Below are 20,187 nucleotides of genomic sequence, written 5' to 3' on the forward strand. Positions count from 1 at the left end.
GCATGACCATCGTTTTCCCCGGCAACTTCCTGTGGGGCACCGCCACCGCCGCCTACCAGGTCGAGGGCGCCTGGAACGAGGACGGCCGCGGCCCCTCGATCTGGGACACCTTTTCTCACACCCCCGGCCTGGTCACCAACGGCGACACCGGTGACGTGGCCTGCGACCACTACCACCGCCTCGACGAGGACCTGGACATCCTCGCCGAGCTGGGCGTGGGCGCGTACCGGTTCTCCATCTCCTGGCCGCGCGTGCAGCCCGGCGGGCGCGGGCCGCTCAACCAGCCCGGCGTGGACTTCTACAACCGCCTGGTCGACGGCCTGCTCTCCCGTGGCATCGCCCCCGTGGCCACGCTCTACCACTGGGACCTGCCGCAGGAGCTGGAGGACGCCGGCGGCTGGCCGCACCGCGACACCGCGCTGCGCTTCGCCGAGTACGCCCACCACATGGGCCAGGCGTACGGCGACCGCGTGCACACCTGGATCACCCTCAACGAGCCGTGGTGCTCGGCCTACCTCGGCTACGCCTCCGGCGTGCACGCCCCTGCCAGGACCGAGCCGGCCGCGGCGCTGGCCGCCGTGCACCACCTCAACCTCGGCCACGGCCTGGCCGTGCAGGCGCTGCGCGCGGTGATCGCCCCGACCGCGCAGGCGTCGGTCACGCTCAACCTGCACCACGTGCGCGGCGTGTCCGAGGCCGACGCCGACGCGGTGCGCAAGGCGGACGGGCTGGCCAACCGGGCCTTCCTCGGCCCGATGCTGGAGGGCGTCTACCCGCGCGACCTCATCGACGACACCGCCGCCGTGACCGACTGGGCGTTCGTCCGCGACGGCGACGAGGCCGCCGCCTGCCAGCCGCTCGACGTGCTCGGGGTCAACTACTACAACCCCACGCTGGTACGGCAATGGGACGGCGCCAGCCGGCGGGAGACCGCCGACGGGCACCAGGACGGCGCCGCCTCGCCGTGGATCGCCTGCGAGGACGTCGAGTTCGTCCAGCAGCCCGGCCCGTACACCGAGATGGGCTGGAACATCGACGAGACCGGCCTCACCGAGCTGCTGCTCCGGCTGCACCGCGACCATCCGTCCCTGCCGATGATGATCACCGAGAACGGCGCCGCGTTCGCCGACGTCGTGGACGCCGACGGCCGGGTCAGGGACGAGCAGCGCGTCGACTACCTGCACCGGCACCTGTCCGCCGTGGCCGAGGCGATCTCGGCCGGGGCGGACGTGCGCGGCTACTTCGTGTGGTCGCTGCTGGACAACTTCGAGTGGGCGCACGGCTACGCCAAGCGGTTCGGGATCGTCCGCGTGGACCCCGGTACGAAGCAGCGCATCTGGAAGGACAGCGCCCACTGGTACCGCGACGTGGTCGCCTCCGGCAAACTCCCCGGCTAGGGTTTCCTGCCGACGAAGGTGTGGTACGTGATGCCCGGAGTGGCCTGGTCTCCCCCGTCGGGACGCCACTCCGGGAGCGGCACCAGGCCCGGCTCCAGCAGCTCGAGGCCGTCGAAGAAGGCGAGCAGCTCGGCGCGGGTGCGCCGCGCGTCTTCGGGTCGCCGAGGATCTTCTCGGGCTCTCGGGCGTCGGCCTCGATGAGGGTGGTGGAGGCGTCCGCGGCGAGCGGCGCCTGGCCGTGGACGAGCACGATCGGGTCGTGGTCCACGTAGACGACCTTGGCGCCGGGGGCGGCGGACTGGGCGATCTCGTGGACGTTGCCCTGCGTGGGCAGGCCCGAGCCGATGTCCAGGAACTGGCGGATGCCGGCCTCGCCGGCCAGGAAGCGGACCGTGCGCCGGAGGAAGGCGTAGTTGTCCTTGCCGCCCAGCATGTAGTCGTAGATGTAGTCGTAGACGCGGGCGACGCTGGGCTTGGTGGTGTCGATTCCTGACGGCGCGCTCTCGGGCACTGTCCGCTCGTCGAATCGGGGTGTCGGCGGCAGGCGTCGAAGTCGCCGTCGGCGCTTTACGCGAAGTGACAAGTCCCGGTCAGGCCGAGCCGGGCACTTTACGCGAGATGACGAAGACAGGGTTCGACGGGGTGGGCGAAGCTGATCCGGACCGAGATCCTCCCTCACAAAGGAGCTTCCATGGACGTGCAGCAGACCGTCGCAGGGATTCTGGCAGGCGAGATTCACGTCGAAGTCCCACCGCACAAGATGAGGCCCGAGGACAGCCTGCGCGACATCTATGGCCTGGATTCCATCGGTTTCGTGGAACTGCGGGTGCAGTGCGAGGACACCTTCGGCATCGTCATCACCGACGACGAGTTCGCCCCGGACAACTTCGCCACCCTGGGCAGCGTGGTCACGCTTGTGGAGGACAAGGTCCGAGCCCTGTCCACGGCCCGATGAGCGCGCGAGTCGCGACCCCCGGCCTGTGCGAGATCTCCGAGTCCGCGCTCCAGGACGTTCTGCTGAGCCAGGAGACCCATGTCGATCACTACGGCGGCAGGCGGCTGCCGATCGCGTGCGTGCGCGGCCACGGCATCGAGATCGAGGCCGTCCACCTCGCCGCCGGGCGCAGGGGCGAGCCGCTGCACCTGCTCGACGCGAGCGGCGGATACGGCAGCGCCTGCCTCGGAGCAGGGCACGAGGCCATGCGGCAGTCATTGGAACGTTGCATGCTTCAAGGCGGGTACGTCACCGACGAACTCGCCTCCCTGGAGCGCGCCCGGCTGCTCTCCTGGCTCTTCGGCGACGGCGGACTCTGGACGGGCCACTTCCCGCCCGGCGAGTACCACGTGGCAGGCAGGAACTCGGGCTCGGAGGGGCTGGAGCTGGCCTTCCGGCTCGTGCTGGAGTCCCGCTTCGACCACCGCCGGCTCCGCTACCGGCCCGGCATGGCTGAGCGGAACACCATCCTGGCCTTCGAAGGCGCCTGGCACGGTTGGACCTCCGGGCTGCTCCCCCTGCTCAACCGCCGCCACTACACGATGGGGCTGCCCGGGCTCGCCCCGCTCGACCAGTACGGCGTGCGCGTCGACCACATCCCGTTCGGCGACCTCGCCGCCCTGCGCGAATACTTCGTGGCCAACGCCGGCCGGCTGCTGGCGGTCTTCACCGAGCCCATTCAGGGGGACGCCGGAATCCTGGTCCCGCCGGCCGGATACCTGCGCGCGCTGTCCGGCCTGTGCGCCGCGGAGGGTGCGCTGCTCGTCGCTGACGAGGTGCTGACGTTCGCCAAGTCCGGGGCCATGTTCGCGATGCGCGACGAGGGCGATCCCGTACCCGCCGACATCACGGTCGTCGGCAAGAGCCTCGGCATGGGCGTGCTGTCCACATCGATGGTGATCGCCAGACGCGGCCTGAACGTCAGGCAGACCGGCGCGGTCGCCACCTCGGACCTGCGGCCGATCACCTGCGCCGTCGTGCACGACGGGCTGCGGCACATCGTCGCCGCCGACCTGATCGGGCACTCGCGGGAGCTCGGGGCCAGGCTCTCCGCCGGGCTTGGGACGGAACTGGTGGAACGGTTCCCGCGGACGTACACCGCAGCCCGGGGCGTGGGCGTCCTGCACGGTGTCGAGCTGTCGCCGGCCGCGGCGTCCCGGGTGCCGGAGCTGCGCGAGAGCCTGGCCGCGGCGGGGGTGTACGTCGAGTTCATGGCGGGCGCGGGACGGCGCTCCGGTGGCCTGCGCTACATCCATCCCACGATGCGTGTCGCACCGCCGCTCGTCACCACGCCCGCCCAGGTGGACGAGATCATCGCCCGGCTGGCCGAGGGCACCCGCCGCTTCCAGACCGCGTCATGAGACGCCAGATCGAGCACGTCGACACCGACGCGAGCGGCGTCGTGCATTTCTCGCGCCACGTCTCCCTCATGGAGACGGCCGCCCTAGACCTCCTCGACGAGCACGGCGCCGGCCTCATGGCTCTGGCCGAGCACGGCGTCGGGCTCGCGGTCACCGAGATGCGGGCCCGCTATCACCGGCCCTGCGGCTACCGGGACACGGTGTTCGGCGAACCTGTCGTCGAGCACGCCGGCGGCGCCGCGTTCCGGACCCGCGTGACGCTGTTCCGGCTGGAGCCCGACGGCCTCCGCATCGATCTCAGCACCGGCCACCTGGTGTTCGCCGCCGTCGACCTCGGTTCGGGGCGCGCCAGGCCGCTGCCCCCGGCCGCCCGCCACACGCTGAAGGGACTCATCGCACATGCTGACCTCCACCCCGAAACCCGGGAGCCCGACGCGCGGGGAATCGTCCCCGCCGCCCAGGACGCTGGGCTTCTCCGAGCTCAAACGGTGGCTGCGGCACCGGCACCCGATGATCTACCTCGACCGGATCCTCGACCATGAGCCCGGGGTCTTCCTGAAGAGCTCCCTGATGGTCTCGGGAAACCTGGACGCGATCGCCGGCCACTTCCCCGAGCGCGCCATATATCCGGGAAGCCACCTCATGCAGGCCTGCGCGCAGTCGGCGATCATCCTCTTCCAGATGGGCACCAGCCCTCTCTCCGACGACGAGATCACCCTCGTCGGCTCCATGAAGTCGCGCTTCACCAGGATCGTCGTACCCGGCGATCACGTGGTCTTCGACGTGCGGGCGGAGCGGACGAGCGGCGACGTCTTCTTCTTCGCGGCCTCGGCCAAGGTGGACGACGTCCTCGCCGCCTCGTTCAAGGGCAACCTGATCAGGACCACGCTCGACGCCCTCGGACGCCAGCTGTGGTGACCCCCGACGCCGTGGTGATCAGCGGCATGGCCTGGTCCACACCCCTCGGTGACGGCCTCGGCGAGGTGTGGGCACGCCTGTGCGCGGGAGCGGGCGGGATCGCGTCCGTGCCGTCCCCGCACCGGCTGCGCAACGACCTGGCGGCGACCGTGCCGCATCCCCCGTACGGCGACGTGGAACCGCGCAAGCGGCAGGTGGACCTCGCGGCCCGCACCCTGGTGGCCGCCTTCCGCGACGCCGGGCTCGTCCCGGGCGACCAGCGGGTCCGGCTCGTCTGCGGAACCAGCTTCGGCGCCCAGCTCGACGGCCCGGAGACCGATGGCTGGGCCGCCGAAGCGGCCGAGGCCGCGGGCCACCCGGATGACCCGGTGAGCGTGGTCACCGCCTGCTCGGCGGGCTCCGACAGCCTGCTGGTGGCGGCGTCCCTGATTCGCGGCGGAGCGGCGCGCGTCTGCGTCGCGGGCGGCGCGGACGTCCTCACAGAGGCGAAGCGGCTCGGCCATTCGGCGCTCGGGACGATGAGCCCCACCCGGCTGCGCGCCTTCGACCGCGCCCACGACGGAATGATCCTGGGAGAGGGGGCGGCGTTCCTCGTCCTGGAGTCGGCGCGGGACGCCCGCGCACGCGGAGCGCGCGTGCACGCCGTGTTACGCGCCGCCGCATCGGCCAACGACGCCGCCGGCCTCACCGCCCCCGACCCGTCGGGACGCAGCGTGGTAGCCGCCGTCCGCCGCTGCCTCGACCACGCCGGCGTTGCCCCCGAGCGCATCGCCGTCGTGAGCGCGCACGCCACCGGCACCACGCTCAACGACCAGGTCGAAGCCGCCAGCCTGCAGGAGGTCTTCGGCGGCGCGAACCCGGGGCCGGTGGTCTTCGGCACCAAAGGCGCGCTCGGCCACAGCCTCGGCGCGACCGGCGCCATCGAGGCCGTGGCCACCGTGCTCGCGCTCACGCAGGGACGGGTGCCGCCCCTGGCCGGGCTGACCGCCCCGCTGCCGGGCCTGTCACTGCGCCTGCCGGGCGCCGGGGGCGCGCGGGTGACCGGCGCGTCCGGCCTCAGCCTCACGCTGGGGTTCGGCGGGTTCAACACCTGCCTGCTGTTCGAGGTCCCCGGCGAGAGGCGGGCGGCGTGATGGAGCCGGTCATCGTCGCCCACGGCGAGGCGAGCGCCGCCGACCCCGCCGAGTTCTCCGAGAACCGGCCCTCGTTCTTCGCCGATCCGATCGCCTGGCTGGTCGCGGCCGCGGTCGAGCGCGCTCTGGACGGCGTCCGGTTGGAGCCCTCGGCGGCCGGAATCGTGGTCATGAGCGACGCCGCCGCCCTGCCGACGTCCCGGGTCATCGCCGGCGAGGCCCGGCGCGGCAGGGTGTCGCCGCTGCGCTTCGCCGGGGCGAACCCGGGCATCCTTGCGGGCCTGTCGTGTGTGCGGTGGGGGCTGCGCGGCCCCTCGCTCGTCCTCGCCGGGGCCTTCCCCAAGGTCGCGGACACCGGGTTCGCGGTCGCGCGCGGCTGGCTGCAGGACGGACACGCGCGGCACGTCGTCTGCGCCACCTACCGGACGGCTCCCGCGGACGGCCACACCGCCGGCTGCGTGGTGCTCGGCGTCCCCGGGGGAGCGACGTGACGGCCGCCGACCCCACGCCGCATCTCGACCTGCCGGAGGTAGCCGCCTTCCTGGAGCGGGTGGCCGACGAGTCCCCGGCCCCTCGCGAGCCGCTGGACGACACGCTGGGCCACCTGGCCGGGCTCGGACTCCCTCCGGGCACGGTCGTCGTCCTCGCCCTGGCCAACTCCGCCCACACCGTGCAGCTCCACCTGTCCGCGCTGCTGCTCGGCCTGGTGCCGCTCGCCGTGTCACCGTCGACTCCGCCGGCCCGCGTCCGCGAGCTGGCCCTGCGGCTGGGCGCCCGTGCCGTGGTCGCCCGCCGGCTTGTCCCCGAGATCCTGGGAGTGGCGCACGCGCGCACCGTGGGTCATGCCGAGGCCGTACTTCTGCCGGGCGGCGAGCAGCGGCATCCGGCGGGCCGCGTCCTGCTGTCCACCTCCGGCACGTCCGGGATGGCCAGCGCGTGCCTGCACCGGCTCGGCGGGCTGCTGCGCAACGCCCGGCGGCACGCCGCGTCGGTGGGGATGGGCGGCGATGACGTCGTGCTGGTGAGCCTGCCCCTCTACTACTCGTTCGCCCTGGTGGCCCAGGTGCTGGCGAGCTACGTGACCGGCGCCCGCGTCGTGGTCTCCGGCCCGCCGTTCTCCCCCGGCGCCTACCGCCGGACGCTGCTCAAGCACGGGGTGACGCACTCCTCGCTCACGCCGTCCGTCGCCCGGCGGCTGACAGACGACGAGGAACAGCTGCCGGCCGGGCTGCGCGTGCTGACGGTCGGGGGCGACCGGCTACCCGCCGAAGCGGTGGCGCGCCTGCTGTCGGCACGGCCTTCGGGCCAGCTGTACCTGACCTACGGCCTGGCCGAAGCCGGGCCGCGGGTCTCCACGCTCGCGGCGCACGCAGAACCGGCTCACCGGCACGCGTCGGTCGGCTTGCCGCTGCCGGGCGTGCGGGCCTTCCTCCGGCAGCCGGACGAGGCGAGCTGCGGGGAGCTGATGGTCGAGTCGGACACCGTACTGGTCCGTAAGCTCGGCGGCCAAGCTCCCGGCGGCCGTGGGCTCGTCCGCCCCGGGTTGGTCGCCACCGGCGACAGGTTCCACATCGACGACGACGGATACCTGTACTTCCGGGGGCGCTTGTCTGACTTCGTGATGATCCGTGGCGAGAAGGTGTCGCTGGTCAGCGTGCGTCAAGCCGTCCAGAGCCTGCCTCAGGTGGCGCACTGCACGCCGCGCGTCGGCCGCGACGAGGACGGCACGGCCGCCCTCGACCTGGAGATCGTGCCCGCCGACCAGCGGCCCGGCATCGAGGAGTCGATCCGCCACGCGCTCCGGACGATGCTCCTCCCCGCCGAGCGCCCGCGGCGCATCCTCATCACCGCCCCCGATCCGCTTCTCTTCCAGAAGTGAGTGACGTCCATGAACATCGTCATCCTGCACCGCATCCCGTTCGCCAAGATCCGGTACGACAGGTCCATCGACCACGGCCGGCACACGGTCCGCTACCTCATCCCGAGCGCGTTCGACGACCTGCCCAGCACCGTGGAGCGCCGGGTCCTCGGCGTCCCGTCCGACGACGTACTGGCCCTGGCCGAGCGGCACGCGGACTGGCTCGGGGACGCCGACAAGCTCATCGCGCGCTCGGAGTACGATCTGCTCACGGCAGCCCGCCTGCGTGCGAAGTTCGGCATCCCCGGCGACCTCCCCGCCGACGTGCTGCCGCTGCGTGACAAGTGGCTGATGCGGGTGCGAGCCGCCGAGGCCGGCATCCCGCAGCCCGCCTTCTGGAGCGTCGAGGACTTCCGCCGCGAGCCGCCCGGCGACGGCACGTACCTCATCAAACCCAGGCTGGAGGCCTCCAGCACGGGCATTGAGACCGGTGACGCCCGGCACATTGCCGCCAGACTCGCGGCCGGCGTCGATCCGGACGCGGTCTTCGTCGAGGAGTTCGTGCCAGGCGAGATCTGGAACATCGACGGCTACGTGCGCCGCGGCGAGATCGGCGCCGTGGTCAGCAGCGTCTACGTGGGAGACTGCCTCGGCTTCGCCCACGGCAGCCCGCTCGGGTGCGCCCAGGCGCCGGACCCGCCGCAGGCGCTGTCGCTGTTGCGCGAGACCCTGCGCACACTCGGCCAGCGCGACGGCTGCTTCAACTTCGAGTGCATCCGCGCGGCGGACGGCCGTTTCCTGTTCCTGGAGACGGGCAGCCGGGTCGGCGGAGCCGGGGTGGCCGAGACGTTCGAGCTGCGCACCGGCGTCAACCTCTACCAGAAGGACCTCGAGCACCAGCTCCACGGTCACATCGAAGACACACCCCGCCGCCCCTGCTCCGACTACTACGGCTGGTTCGTCTTCCCCGGGCACCACCGCACCCGTCCCGCTGTCGTCCGCTTCGACCCGGCCCGCTTCGGCGGGCTCCTGCGCTCCTTCGTCAGGAACGACCGTCCCGCCACACGCTTCGGCCAGATCAGCTACGCGCCGGCGGCGACGCCCCTTTCCGGAGTCGTGCAGGGCAGCGCGGACGAGGTGCGGCGCACGCTGCGGGAGATCTGTTTCGAGACCGAGGTCGTGGAGCGGTGATGGCCACTGCGTGTTTCGTCGTCATCGGGTACAACAACACGCGAATCTACGACGTCCGCACACTCCGCGACCTCGGCCGGCGCCTCTACGGCGCGAAGGTCGTGCTGGTCACCGACCAGGTGAGGCCACAGGACCACACCGCCGCCGACGTCGTGCTCGGCATGCCGTTCCAGCCCGCCGAGCAGGCGGCCGAGCGGATCAGCGGCCTGCTGCGCGGGCGCGGCCTGCGGCCGATCGGCATCCTGCCCTTCGCGGATCGGGGCGTGCCGCTGGGCGCCGTCCTCGCCCACCGCCTCGGGCTTCCCGGCACCGACCCCGAGCGGGCGGCGGCCGGGCTCGACAAACGGCGCTTCCGCGCGATCGAGGCAGCCGCCCCGGCTCACCCTGCCGCGTACGCGCCCCTGCCGAGCCTGCCGGTGGACACCCTCGCCGAGTTCGAGGCCGCCGTGGAGCGGCTCGGCGGCACCGCCTTCGTCAAGCCGGCCGCCGAGGGCAACAGCCGGGGCTGCCAGACCGTCTCCGGAGTGGCGATGTGCCGGGAGGCATGGGCGGCGCTGGCGCCGTACCGGGACGGGGGCGTGCTGGTCGAGGCGCTCGTGCGCGACGCCCGAGAGTACAGCTGGGACTTCGTCGGCGGCGCCCGGTGGCTGACGGCCAAGCAGACGTCCCAGGATCGATTCCGCGCCGAGATCCAGCAGATCGTGCCCGCGCCGTTGGGGCCGGAGGAGGCCGCCGTCCTCGACCGGTGCGGCGAGCACGTCAGGCGGCTCGTCTCCGGCGGCGATGGCGCCTTCCACAACGAGCTGTTCTTACGGGAGGACGGCGTCTCGGCGGTCGAGACCAACATGCGGCCGGCAGGCATGCGCATCTGGGACCTGGCCCGGCTCGCGTTCGTGGACTTCGACCCGTGGCGGGAGTGGTTGCACTGGTCCACCGGCGGCGAGGCACGGCACGGGCAGCCGGTCACGCGTGCCGCCGCCGGCATCCGCATGCTGCGGGCTCCCCGCGACGGGATCCTGTGCGCGCTGCCCGACGTGCCCGCCTTGGCGGCCGAGCTCGGCATCCCGCTGCACGAGGCCGCGTTCACCGCCTCTCCGCATGAGCGGGTCAACGGTGACGTATCCGACAACGCCGGCTTCGTCGGACATATCATGCTTATCGCAGACGACGCTGGGACGCTCGCCGAGCGGCTGGAGCTACTGTCCGCGGCCGTCGAGAAGCAGATGGTCGTCCATGCCAGATGAACGGCCGCGCGCGTGGCGGGCCGGGACCTTCCTGGGCCTGCGCGCGTTCTCGACACTCGGCGACCAGCTCCTGCAGTTCGCGGTGCCGCTCATCGTCTACCGGGCCACCGGGAGCATGGCGCTGGCCGGGCTCGCCTTCCTCGTGGAATGGCTGCCGCGGCTGACGTCGCTGCCCCTGGCCGGGTTGCTCGCCGACCGGTTCGGCGGGCACCGGCTCTATGCGGTGTCCGACTGCCTGCGTGCCGCGGCCTGCCTGCTCACCGCAGTCGCGCTGGCGTCCTGGCCCGAACAGGCCTTCGCGTTGACGGCGGCGCTCATGGGCCTGTGCGCCTTCCTCTACGCCCAGGCGTTCATCGCGCTGGAGTCGACGGTGCCGCAGCTCGTGCCTCGGAAGGACCTCGCCAAGGCCCAGAGCCTGCTGCAGGTGATCAACGACGGCTCCGGCGTGCTCGGCCCCGCCCTGGGCGGCGCGCTGCTGATCTGGCTCGAGCCGGTGCGGCTGTTGTGGGTAAGCGGGGCGGCGTTCGCGCTGAGCGCGTGCGGCCTGCTCGCCCTCAGGGTCCTCGGCTCTCCCGCCGTGCCGTCACCACGGCCGCGGCGGGGTACGGCGGGAAGCACAGCCGGGAGCATCGTCCGGGACCTGCGGACCGGCGTCCGGGGCCTGGCCGGCCAACCGGTCCTGCTGCTGCTGATCGGCCTGGCCATGGTGGTCAACCTCATGGTCGGCCTGGCCCTGGCCACCGCGGCGGCGCTCACCATCGGCCACTTCGGCCTGGGTGACGCCGCCTTCGCGACCCTTCAGACCTCGGTGGGGGCGCTGTCCGTCGCCGCCTTCGTCCTCATGCCCTGGCTGTTGAAACGGGTGTCGGTCTACCGGATCGGTGCCGTGTCCTTCGCCATCATCATCCTCGGCGGCGCGCTGATCGCCGTCGCGCCGTCCTACGCGGTCTACGTCCTCGGCTACGGCCTGTGCGTTGGACTGTGTGGACTGTTCAACGTTTTCATCCGGGTCGAGCGCCTGCACTGGATCTCGCCGGACGAACGCGGGCGCGTCATCAGCCTCGTCGTGCTGCTCAACCAGCTCACGTTGCCGCTGGCGGGGCTGCTGGTCGCGCTGACCGCCGCATGGCTGCCCGTCCACGTCCTCTTCCTCGCGGTCACGGCGCTGGGCGGCGCCGCGTACGCCCTCATGGTCCGGCCCCTTCGCGAGCGGGCCGCGACGGCGGCGTGAGCCGGTCGTCGGATGCCCGCCACCTCACTCGGCGGCGGCCAGATCATCGAGCGCCCGCGAGGTAGGCAGCTCGCATGGGACACTCGCCGGGACCCTGCCCGCTCTGGCGTCCTCGTCCGCGCCCGCCCAGCTATCTTCCCCCAGGGTCACGTGCCGGATCCCGTGAGGAACCGTTCCACCGCGGCGGCGCCCTCGGGATGACGGCGTTGCACGCTGTGCCCGGCGCCCTTGACGACGACGAGCCTGCCCCGCGGCGTTCGAGCGGCCTGCTCGATGGCCCAGGCGACCGGAGTGGACAGATCCCGGTCACCGTGGAGGAGCAATACCGGCATGGTCAGCGTCCGGGCCGGTGCCTGGGGCATGGGCCTGGACGGCGGCCACCGCAGGCACGCCTGTACGTAACCGTGCTCCGCGACGGTCTTGCGCTCGAACGGCCACACCGAGGACTGGCGGTGCACGGCGCGGCGCAGAGCTTCCTCCCGGCCGTCGAGCGGCGCTGATGAGTCGCCCCACGGCGCCTTGGTGACGTCGGCGCAGAGCGTGGCGTAGTGGAGCCCGGCGCTCAGCTCGCCCGCGGAGGCTCCGCCCTCGCTGAAGGCGGCGATCAGCGCGCCGAGATCGGCCGGATCACCCGCCGCCGCCTTCCGCAAAGCGTCCAACGCGCCGAACCTGGTGTGCTGGGGATCGATGATGCTCAGGATGGTCAGCACTTGCAGGACGCTCACGCCGTTGTCGTAACGGCGTACCGTCCGCGCGAGCGCGGCGGCCGGGTCGAAGCCGCACTGTTGCTCTTTGCAGGCCAGCCGGAGCACCGTTCCTGAGTGCCGCATGGCGGACTTGATGAACGGGTCGATGTTGTCCTGGGGGACGACGGAGTCGAGCACGAGCCTGCGGACCTTGGCGGGGTGGGTCAGCGCGTACTGCTGGGCGACGAAGGTGCCGTAGGAGACGCCGTCGAGTGTCCATGATCCGACACCGAGTGCGGCCCGCAGGTCGTCGAGGTCGGCGACGGTGTCGGCCGTGGTGTAGTGGTGGCGGGTCTCGCCGAGAATCGCCGAGCACTCCTCGACCGCTTCCCTGGAGGGCGGCAGGATGTCATCGCCGCCGGTCTCCTTCTGCAGCCGCGGGCAGTCGATCGCGGCGTCACCGGTGCCTCGCTGGTCGAGCATGACCAGGCGATAGTCGTCCACCACGTTCTTCAGGGAGTCCGACAGCGGACCGAAGTACGGCACGCCCGGCTGGCCGGGGCCGCCGGCCAGCAACAGCAGCACGCCCTTCGGAGCGGTCGCGGCGTCCGACGTGGCGACCTTGAGACGGACGGTGCCAGGCACCTTGCCGCTCCGGTCGAGCGGGACAGACAGGTAGGCGCAGGTGACACCGGTCAGTCCCGGGCAGGGCCGGGAATCCTCAAGACGTGGCGTGGAGGCCTGCGCCGAGGGGACGGCCGAAGGCGCGGCGGCGGAGGGGGCGGACAGAGACGCGGTGGCGACGAGCACCGCGGCGAGAGAACGTAACAACATGCCGCTCATGCTCAAGGGCGGACACACTCCGCGCGTTGGACATTCATGCGGAGATCAAGGACCTCAGCAGGCTCGGCGGCTCGCCGACGTGACGCCGCATCACGCGCGTCAGGTGCGACTGGTCCGCGAAGCCGTATCGCCCCGCGAGCGCACGTAATGAGTGCTCACCCGCGTACAGGTCCTCGAGTACGGCGCGGACCCGCAACTCGTTCCGGTAGGCGGTCAGCGTCATACGGGTGACTTCCTTGAACAGCCGGCTGAGGTGATGCGGCGAGTAGCCGACCAGCTTGGCCAGATCGTCGAGCCCGAGCAGCAGCCCGCCGTCGACGAGCGCCGCGCGCACCTGCGTGACCGCGCGCCGGTGCTGGACCTCGATGGCCGGGCTGCGCCGCACAACCCGGTCCGGCGCCGGAACGAGCCGGATCAGGGAATGCAGGCGGTCACTGAGTTCGAACCCGTCGACTCCTCGCCGGCAGGCAGCGATCAGCGTCCGGTGAACCAGGTTGAGGGCGGTGGTGGTGACGAAAGGCCCGGCAGGCAGCCGCAGGGCGAGCTCCGCCGGCAGTCGTATCTCGGTGCCGACGTCGCTGGTGCCCACGGGATGGGCGACCTGCCGCTCCTCGCCCTCGCGCAGAACGATGCCGCGGGTGGAGTCGAGGTAGCTCTCCCTTCCGTCGACACGGTGCAGGAACGCACCGGCACGCTGCAACCACAGGGCATGGCGGGCGCCCGGGTGCGGCTCGGTGAAGCGGCGGTGGTCGTTCAAGCACGTGATGTCCACGATGCACATGTCCGAGGCCATCCCCAAAACCCGTCCGCGTCCCCGCATCAGACCATCTCCGTCGTCTCGCGCTCCCCGTACGTTCGACGGGCAACCCCCTGGACAACTCTTGCGCGCACGCGCAGGCGCGTCCAGACTCCGGTACGGCGATCCCGGATGGGTCTTGTAGTAACGTGCCATCAATTCCGCATGCGCGACGACCGGTGAGATGTCTGTGCTTTGTTTGTCATTCCGCCGGACAAAACAACCTGACTCGAGCCTGTATTGCCTGCGAGTTCCGTCAGCCGGCGTTCGAGGACGGGAACGCCGAGCCACTGATAGCTGGGCAAAGAACGGCTCACCCATTGGGCGGAGCGCGACCACACAAAACATCGCCTGTGGTGACATCAACACATCCCAATGGCGCGCAGGAGCGAATCCGGTCCTGACCGTCCCCGGCGAGCCGCGGCCATTCAACTTCGGACGGATCTACTCCCAAGGGGTCACCCTGTCCTGCACCAATCCTGATGGATGAGGGAAGCGGCCGCTCACCGAGCGACTGGATCGTCCCAGGCACCGGCCAGCATGCGGGTCACGGCGGTGCTCAGTACGCGTACGCCGCGTGTGGAGCTCGGCTCGATCCCGACCAGGTCGCGTGTCCGGCGCAGGCGGTAGTCGAGGGTGCGCGGATGGATGTGCAGCGAGGTGGCGGTGCGCAGTCGGTTCATATCGTTGCAGTAGTAGGCATCCAGCGTGATGACGAGGTCAGGTCCGCTGCTCAGCCGCTGCGCGATCTCCCGCAGCCAGTGATCCACCTGCGGTGTCTGGACGGCCCCCAGTTCGGCGAAAACGTCGGCCACGCTGTACGGTCGGCGCGGCACCCGCTCGATGGGTGCGACCTGGCTGACTTTCCGTGCCAGCACGACCGAATGGGCCAGGGAGCGCCGATGGCCGTGGGCGCTTCCCACCGAGCACGGCCTCCCGACGATCTCGGCGACATCCCGTGACAGGGCGAGCCCGGTGCTCTCCGCCGCGGTCGCATGGTGCGGATCCAGACTGCGGCACGGGACCAGGGCTACGAGCTCGCCGGGCTCCTGCCAGGTCAGGGGTAGCCGATACTGCTCCAGCAGGGTGGGAAGGATCTTCTGCCGGCGGCTCTCCGACAACGGCGGCAGCTGATCCACGGCGACGCGTATCACCGTCGCCAGGTAGTGCTCGGTCACCGGCATGCCAAGGCTCCGGCCCAGCTCAGCCGCCATCGGATCGTCATGGAGGATCATGGTGGCCAGCAGCTGGGCGCGGGTTGCCACCGACAGAAAACGCTCATGTCCCCTGAAAAAGCCGCGGGTGTACGCCGTCTGTGCCCTCACGCCTTGCCGAGCGAGCCAGCCGAGCACGCGCATCGTGTCGTTGAGGTCGTCCGGTCCGGCCGCTTCGTAGATCTCCCGCAGCGTGAGCCTCGCGTGCACCGCAAGCAGGTGCCGCTGGCAGGCCAGCGAAATGCCCTGCGTTCCTCGTTCCTCCCCAACCGACTCGAGGTGGTCGAGATCGGATTCCAGCAGCGGCTCGTCGGCCGCGACGAGATCGGCCGAGCGGCGCCGCATGACGACCGCGAAGTCCAGCATTGACGCTCGGACCGTGGATTCGATGGCCTGGAAATCGGCGACCTCTGAAATACAGGTTTCCACAACCCGCTGGGCGTTGGCCTCGGCGCGACGCTTGAACGCGCCGAACAAGTCCCCCATGGCGAATCCCCCGTCATCCGTGCTTGTTCGGGTTTCTTCACGCGCAACCAGGCATTCGTCCGAGATGCGAATCCGGATGAAGTGGTCGAGTGCGTGTTCACATCGCCACGGACACAAGGCCGGCGAGACGGGCCCGGAATGATTTAGCACACGCCGCCTCCACGACCGCCTCCACGATCGGCACACAGCGGACTACATCATCGGTGGCATCAATCTCAACGCCTACCGCCGTTCGGTCATGAACAGCGACACGCTTACGCGAGGCTCCAGCAACGTCCAATCGACGGACGCCCGCAAGGACACCTGTTCCACGGATCCGCACATCAGGCCGCGACGTGCACGCGCACGCTTTCGATCAGCGGCCCAGCTCGGCCCGCAGCAGGCGGGCGGCGCCGGCCATGGCGCGCAGCTTGCCCTCGGCCGACTCCCTCGGCAGGTACTTCATCCCGCAGTCGGTCGCGATGACGATCCGCTCGGGCGGCACCCGCTCGAACGCCCTGCGCACCCGCCCCGCCACCAGCTCGACCGGCTCCACGTCGGGCGTGGACAGGTCGATCACCCCGAGGATGACCGTCTTGTCCTTCAGATCGGACAGCACGCCCAGGTCGAGCCCGGACTGCGCGGTCTCGATCGACACCTGCTTGACAGGGCAGCCGGCCAGCTCCGGCAGGAACGAATACGCCTCCGGCCGCTCGTGAATGATCGCGGCGTACCCGAAGCAGATGTGCACCGCCGTCGTGCCGGTGACGCCGTCCAGAGCGGCGTTCAGCGCCGCCAGCCCGTAGGCGCGTGCGGCCTCCGGCCTGGCCTGCATGTACGGCTCGTCGATCTGCACGATGTCGGCCCCGGCCGCGAACAGGTCCCGGATCTCGGCGTTGACCGCCGCCGCGTAGTCCATCGCGGCCGCCTCGGCATCCGGGTAATGCTCGTTCTGCGCCTGCTGGCTCATCGTGAACGGGCCCGGCACCGTCATCTTGATCGTGCGGTCGGTATGGGCCCGCAGGAACCGCAGGTCCTCCACCTCCACCGGGCGCGGCCGGCGGATCGGGCCGACGATGCGCGGGACGGGGTTGGGGTGACCGCTGCGATCGAGCGCCGTACCCGGGTTGTCCACGTCGACGCCGTCCAGGGCGGTGGCGAAGTGGTTGGAGTAACTCTCGCGGCGGATCTCCCCGTCGGTGACGATGTCCAGCCCGGCCCGTTCCTGGGCCCGGATCGCCAGCTCGGTGGCGTCGTCCTGCGCTTGCGCGAGGAACTCGGGCGGGATCCGCCACAGCTCCCTGGCGCGCACGCGCGGCGGGAACCGCCCGGCCAGCTTGGCGCGGTCGATCAGCCATTCGGGCTGGGCGTAACTGCCGACCAGCGACGTCGGAAGCAGCGGCATGGATGTCACGGGTTCTCCTCCTACCAGCGGTCGAGGTGCAACACGTCGTCGAGCGGCTGGCGCCGCGCGGGCCCGAAGGTGTCCCCGGTGTAATAGGCGGTGGGGAGCAGCACACCCTGGCGCACGTCGGCCGGGATGCCCAGCAGCTCGGCGATCTCACTCTCGTACGCCAGGTGCAGGGTCGTCCAGGCCGTGCCCAGCCCGCGGGCCCGCGCGGCGAGCATGTAGCTCCACGCCGCCGGCAGCAGCGACCCCCACAGTCCGGCCTGGTTGCCCTGGGGCAGCCCGCCGGGCACCTCGATGCAGCCGATCACCAGCACCGGCACATCGCCCAGGTGCTCGCCCAGGTAGACGGCGCTCTCGGACACCCGCCGCTGCGTGGCGGCCCGCACCGGGTCGTCCTGGAACAGCGCCCCGGCGGAGGCGCCTGACTCGTAGTAGGCGCGGAAGGAGCGGCCGTAGTAGTCGCCGATCGTCTTGCGCAGCTCGGGGTCGGTGACGACGATCCAGTGCCAGCCCTGCCGGTTTCCGCCGGTGGGCGCCTGGAGCGCGATCTCCAGGCATTCGCGGACAAGGTCCAGGGGGACGGGGCGGGTCAGGTCGAGGCGCTTGCGGACGCTGCGGGTGGTGGTGAGCAGTTCGTCTGCTTCGATCGTCATGCCACCAGCATGTCAATTCAGCGGGTGATCCGCAGGGCCCATTCGACCGAGTCCGGGGCCTGGATCCGTACCGTCATGACCTTCCGCTGACCGAGATGCCCCGCTGCCAGTGGGAGGGGCACCACTTCCTCCGGCGCGGAGTCTCGTACTCAGTGCATGGGCGCTGCGCTGGAAGTGAATCGAGTTCTTTGAGCCCGGAGCCCGAAGCGGACACAAGTCGAGAGGAGTCGGGCAAGCTGGATGACCTGCGCGGATGACTTTATCGGCAGGCACAATGTCCGAAACCCTGTGCATTACGGAAATCCGTATGTAACATCCGGTTCGTCTACAGGTCGGTGGCAGGAGGCGGTCCCCATGCGGGCTTGGCTCATCGCGTTGCTGGCGGCGTCCTCAACGCTGCTGTCCGGTTCGCCCGCCGCCCACGCGTCGCCGCCCGCTGCTGCGGACGGCTTCCGCCCGCCCTTCTGCACGTTGAACGCCGGCCGCACCACCCTGACCGTCAGATCGGGTGACCTCAACCGCGCCGTCCTGGTCTACCTTCCCGCCCGCTCCCGTGGACGCGCGAACCTGCCGATGGTGCTGGATCTGCACGGCAGCCAGAGCACCGCGGCCGAGCAACTGACGAGAAGCGGGCTGGACGCGACCGCCGACGCCGCCGGCTTCCTCGTGGTGGCCCCGCAGGGGATCATCGATGCCCCTCCCGGATACCGCTGGAACGTCCCCTACGTCACCGGCACCGGCGGACCCGACGACGAGCAATTCCTCACCGACACCATCACCACTCTGGCGCGGATGGGCTGCGGCGACCCCGGCCGCGTACTGGCCGCCGGCTACTCGGGCGGAGCGCGGATGGTCTCCCAGTACGCCTGCGACCATCCCGACCGGGTGACCGCGCTCGCGGCGGTCGTGGGTCTGCGCGCCGGGGCGCCGCGCCAGGAAGCGGACGGCTCCTTCGTCCCGGACACCGCCACTTGCCAGCCGGACCGCCCCGTCCCGGTGATGTCGTTCTCCGGAACAGCCGACCCGGTCAACCCATACCCCGGAGGCGGCGCCCCGTACTGGGGTTACGGCGCCGAGGCCGCCGCGAAGCAGTGGGCCACGCTGAACGGCTGCCGCCGCGGCCCGCGCACCATCACGGTCTCCGAACACGTCAGCCGGGTGCACTACACCTCATGCCGGGGTGGAGCGGACGTCGTGTCATACGTCGTCCAAGACGGCGGGCACACCTGGCCGGGCAGTCCCGCGATCTGGCCACCGGCCCTGGGGGCGGTGACTCAGGAGATCGACGCCAACGAGATCATGTGGCGCTTCCTGCGCACCCACACCCGCCGTACGCCTTGATTCACCGCACGGGCGAGGATCACGTACGCGAGCTCCTCGTACTCGCCGGTGGTCAGTTCGGCGTCGGGGTCATGGTTGAGGGTGTGCACGGTGCCGCAGGCGGGGCTGTGCGTCATGGAGGTGTGCTCAGCGGCTCGCTCCAGTCGCCGTCCGCGCCGCCGCCGTCCGCCTGCTAGATCATTCTCTGCACCGGTCGCAAGCGCTGTTGTTGGCGGGATGGAAAGTGCATAGAGTTCAATTGACGATGATCTCGACAGATCGGTCAAGGAGCCCGCCATGAGCGTGCGAACACCGTCCCTGATCATGATCCTGCTCGCCGCCATGAGCCTGGTCGTCACCGGCCCCGCCACGGCTCAGGCGACGGGCCCCGCAAACGCCCAGGCCATCGGCGGCTTCGACTACTCCCGGGGACAAGTGTCCACCACCGGATTACGAGTGCCGTGGGCGCTGGCGTTCCTGCCCGACGGAAGCGCCCTGGTCTCCGAACGCGGCACCGCCAGGATCCTCCGGTTACGCCCCGGGCAGACGCCCGCCCCGGTGGCCACCATCAACGGCGTCTCGGCCACGGGCGAGGGCGGCCTGCTCGGCATCGCCGTGTCACCGTCGTACGCACAGGATCAGTGGATCTACGCCTATTTCAGCACCGGTAGCGACAACCGGCTTGTACGCTTCCGGCTGAGCACCCCGCAGGCCCAGAACGTCATCTTCTCCGGCGTGCCGAGGTCCTCCATCCACAACGGCGGGCGCATCGCCTTCGGCCCCGACGGCCTGCTGTACGTGGCCACCGGCGACGCCGGCAACACCGCCAACGCTCAGAACCTCAACACCCCCGCCGGCAAGATCCTGCGCATGACGCCCGACGGCGGGATCCCGCCGGGCAACCCGTTCGGCAATTCCCGGGTCTACAGCTACGGGCACCGCAACGTGCAGGGGCTGGCCTGGGACGGGCAGGGCAGGCTGTTCGCCACCGAGTTCGGCCAGAACACGACCGACGAGATCAACCAGATCGTGGCGGGCGGCAACTACGGCTGGCCCACGTGTGAAGGCGTCTGCAGCAACCCGTCGTTCCGCAATCCCATCGTGACGTGGCCGACCTCCCAGGCGTCGCCGAGCGGGCTGGCATACGCGAACGGCACGCTCTTCGCCGCCGCGCTGCGCGGGACGCGGCTGTGGACGGTGCCCGTGACGAGCGGCGGCGGGGCGGGCACGCCGGTCGCCGAGCTGCGGACGTACGGGCGGTTGCGCGCGGTCGCGGTGGGGCCTGACGGCTGGCTGTGGGTGACGACCAGCAACCGCGACGGGCGCGGCAGCCCTGTGGCGGCGGACGACCGCATCATCCGCATCCCGCCGACGGGCTCTTGAGAGATCTCTGAGCGGCTTCGCGGCGGCGGAATGGCTCACCCGCGAGCCGCCGTCGCTGCGATGGCTGATTCGTCGCAAGAGCACTCGTG

Annotated in this window: 19 protein-coding genes and 1 pseudogene; 13 read left to right on the forward strand and 7 right to left on the reverse strand. The window is 71.0% G+C overall.

Features of this window, described 5'->3' with window-relative positions:
* Positions 1-2: 2 nt before the first annotated feature.
* A complete protein-coding gene (locus tag ACIBX3_RS26665; RefSeq protein ID WP_397121464.1) occupies positions 3-1,397 on the forward strand; it encodes a GH1 family beta-glucosidase in 1,395 nt (464 codons plus the stop codon).
* Here ACIBX3_RS26665 and ACIBX3_RS26670 read toward each other — a convergent pair.
* Both ACIBX3_RS26670 and ACIBX3_RS26675 read right to left on the reverse strand, forming a co-directional pair.
* A complete protein-coding gene (locus ACIBX3_RS26670; RefSeq protein ID WP_397121756.1) occupies positions 1,394-1,525 on the reverse strand; it encodes an SAM-dependent methyltransferase in 132 nt (43 codons plus the stop codon). The two genes, ACIBX3_RS26665 and ACIBX3_RS26670, sit on opposite strands and share 4 nt — an antisense overlap.
* Before the next feature lie 77 nt (positions 1,526-1,602).
* Positions 1,603-1,830: pseudogene (locus tag ACIBX3_RS26675) on the reverse strand (SAM-dependent methyltransferase); the annotation flags it as partial.
* 258 nt (positions 1,831-2,088) lie between these two features.
* Between ACIBX3_RS26675 and ACIBX3_RS26680 the strand changes: the two are divergent.
* The 10 genes from ACIBX3_RS26680 to ACIBX3_RS26725 are packed head-to-tail and all read left to right on the forward strand — an operon-like array spanning position 2,089 to position 11,327.
* Complete coding sequence (locus tag ACIBX3_RS26680; RefSeq protein WP_397121465.1) at positions 2,089-2,352, forward strand: acyl carrier protein; 264 nt, start codon at positions 2,089-2,091, stop codon at positions 2,350-2,352.
* Positions 2,349-3,752, forward strand: a complete 1,404-nt coding sequence (locus ACIBX3_RS26685; RefSeq protein ID WP_397121467.1) for an aminotransferase class III-fold pyridoxal phosphate-dependent enzyme — start codon at positions 2,349-2,351, stop codon at positions 3,750-3,752. Before ACIBX3_RS26680 ends, ACIBX3_RS26685 begins: the two co-directional genes overlap by 4 nt.
* Positions 3,749-4,294: an acyl-CoA thioesterase gene (locus ACIBX3_RS26690; protein ID WP_397121469.1), complete on the forward strand. Its 546-nt coding sequence runs from the start codon at positions 3,749-3,751 to the stop codon at positions 4,292-4,294. The genes ACIBX3_RS26685 and ACIBX3_RS26690 overlap by 4 nt, the downstream gene beginning before the upstream one ends.
* On the forward strand, positions 4,263-4,670 hold the full coding sequence (locus ACIBX3_RS26695) for a 3-hydroxyacyl-ACP dehydratase FabZ family protein (RefSeq protein WP_397121471.1): 408 nt from the start codon (positions 4,263-4,265) through the stop codon (positions 4,668-4,670). Before ACIBX3_RS26690 ends, ACIBX3_RS26695 begins: the two co-directional genes overlap by 32 nt.
* Positions 4,667-5,803: a beta-ketoacyl synthase N-terminal-like domain-containing protein gene (locus ACIBX3_RS26700; protein WP_397121473.1), complete on the forward strand. Its 1,137-nt coding sequence runs from the start codon at positions 4,667-4,669 to the stop codon at positions 5,801-5,803. Before ACIBX3_RS26695 ends, ACIBX3_RS26700 begins: the two co-directional genes overlap by 4 nt.
* The gene (locus ACIBX3_RS26705; RefSeq protein WP_397121475.1) at positions 5,800-6,294 is read left to right on the forward strand and encodes a hypothetical protein; all 495 of its coding nucleotides are present in this window, start codon (positions 5,800-5,802) and stop codon (positions 6,292-6,294) included. The genes ACIBX3_RS26700 and ACIBX3_RS26705 overlap by 4 nt, the downstream gene beginning before the upstream one ends.
* Positions 6,291-7,682 carry a class I adenylate-forming enzyme family protein gene (locus ACIBX3_RS26710; protein WP_397121477.1) on the forward strand — a complete coding sequence of 464 codons (1,392 nt, stop codon included), beginning with the start codon at positions 6,291-6,293 and terminating at the stop codon, positions 7,680-7,682. Before ACIBX3_RS26705 ends, ACIBX3_RS26710 begins: the two co-directional genes overlap by 4 nt.
* A gap of 9 nt (positions 7,683-7,691) precedes the next feature.
* Positions 7,692-8,852, forward strand: coding sequence for an acetyl-CoA carboxylase biotin carboxylase subunit family protein (locus tag ACIBX3_RS26715; protein WP_397121479.1), 1,161 nt, complete (start codon positions 7,692-7,694; stop codon positions 8,850-8,852).
* On the forward strand, positions 8,852-10,096 hold the full coding sequence (locus tag ACIBX3_RS26720; RefSeq protein WP_397121480.1) for a hypothetical protein: 1,245 nt from the start codon (positions 8,852-8,854) through the stop codon (positions 10,094-10,096). Before ACIBX3_RS26715 ends, ACIBX3_RS26720 begins: the two co-directional genes overlap by 1 nt.
* Positions 10,086-11,327 carry an MFS transporter gene (locus ACIBX3_RS26725; protein WP_397121482.1) on the forward strand — a complete coding sequence of 414 codons (1,242 nt, stop codon included), beginning with the start codon at positions 10,086-10,088 and terminating at the stop codon, positions 11,325-11,327. Before ACIBX3_RS26720 ends, ACIBX3_RS26725 begins: the two co-directional genes overlap by 11 nt.
* A 146-nt stretch (positions 11,328-11,473) precedes the next feature.
* On the opposite strand, the gene ACIBX3_RS26730 is transcribed toward ACIBX3_RS26725, so the two are convergent.
* The 5 genes from ACIBX3_RS26730 to ACIBX3_RS26750 form a co-directional block, all read right to left on the reverse strand.
* Complete coding sequence (locus ACIBX3_RS26730; RefSeq protein ID WP_397121484.1) at positions 11,474-12,847, reverse strand: alpha/beta fold hydrolase; 1,374 nt, start codon at positions 12,845-12,847, stop codon at positions 11,474-11,476.
* Positions 12,848-12,890: 43 nt separating this feature from the next.
* Positions 12,891-13,637, reverse strand: coding sequence for a helix-turn-helix transcriptional regulator (locus tag ACIBX3_RS26735; RefSeq protein WP_397121486.1), 747 nt, complete (start codon positions 13,635-13,637; stop codon positions 12,891-12,893).
* A gap of 518 nt (positions 13,638-14,155) precedes the next feature.
* On the reverse strand, positions 14,156-15,352 hold the full coding sequence (locus tag ACIBX3_RS26740; RefSeq protein WP_397121488.1) for a PucR family transcriptional regulator: 1,197 nt from the start codon (positions 15,350-15,352) through the stop codon (positions 14,156-14,158).
* 355 nt (positions 15,353-15,707) lie between these two features.
* Positions 15,708-16,736, reverse strand: coding sequence for a hypothetical protein (locus ACIBX3_RS26745; RefSeq protein WP_397121758.1), 1,029 nt, complete (start codon positions 16,734-16,736; stop codon positions 15,708-15,710).
* Positions 16,737-16,756: 20 nt separating this feature from the next.
* Positions 16,757-17,395, reverse strand: coding sequence for a nitroreductase family protein (locus ACIBX3_RS26750; protein WP_397121489.1), 639 nt, complete (start codon positions 17,393-17,395; stop codon positions 16,757-16,759).
* 354 nt (positions 17,396-17,749) lie between these two features.
* Here ACIBX3_RS26750 and ACIBX3_RS26755 point away from each other — a divergent pair, with 354 nt between their 5' ends.
* Both ACIBX3_RS26755 and ACIBX3_RS26760 read left to right on the forward strand, forming a co-directional pair.
* Positions 17,750-18,736 (forward strand): alpha/beta hydrolase family esterase, encoded by a 987-nt coding sequence (locus tag ACIBX3_RS26755; protein ID WP_397121491.1) that lies wholly within the window; start codon positions 17,750-17,752, stop codon positions 18,734-18,736.
* Between the two features lie 276 nt (positions 18,737-19,012).
* Positions 19,013-20,098 carry a PQQ-dependent sugar dehydrogenase gene (locus ACIBX3_RS26760; protein WP_397121493.1) on the forward strand — a complete coding sequence of 362 codons (1,086 nt, stop codon included), beginning with the start codon at positions 19,013-19,015 and terminating at the stop codon, positions 20,096-20,098.
* Positions 20,099-20,187 lie beyond the last annotated feature (89 nt).

The organism is Nonomuraea sp. NPDC049480 (assembly GCF_044465905.1).
In the GTDB taxonomy this organism is placed as follows: Bacteria; Actinomycetota; Actinomycetes; order Streptosporangiales; family Streptosporangiaceae; genus Nonomuraea.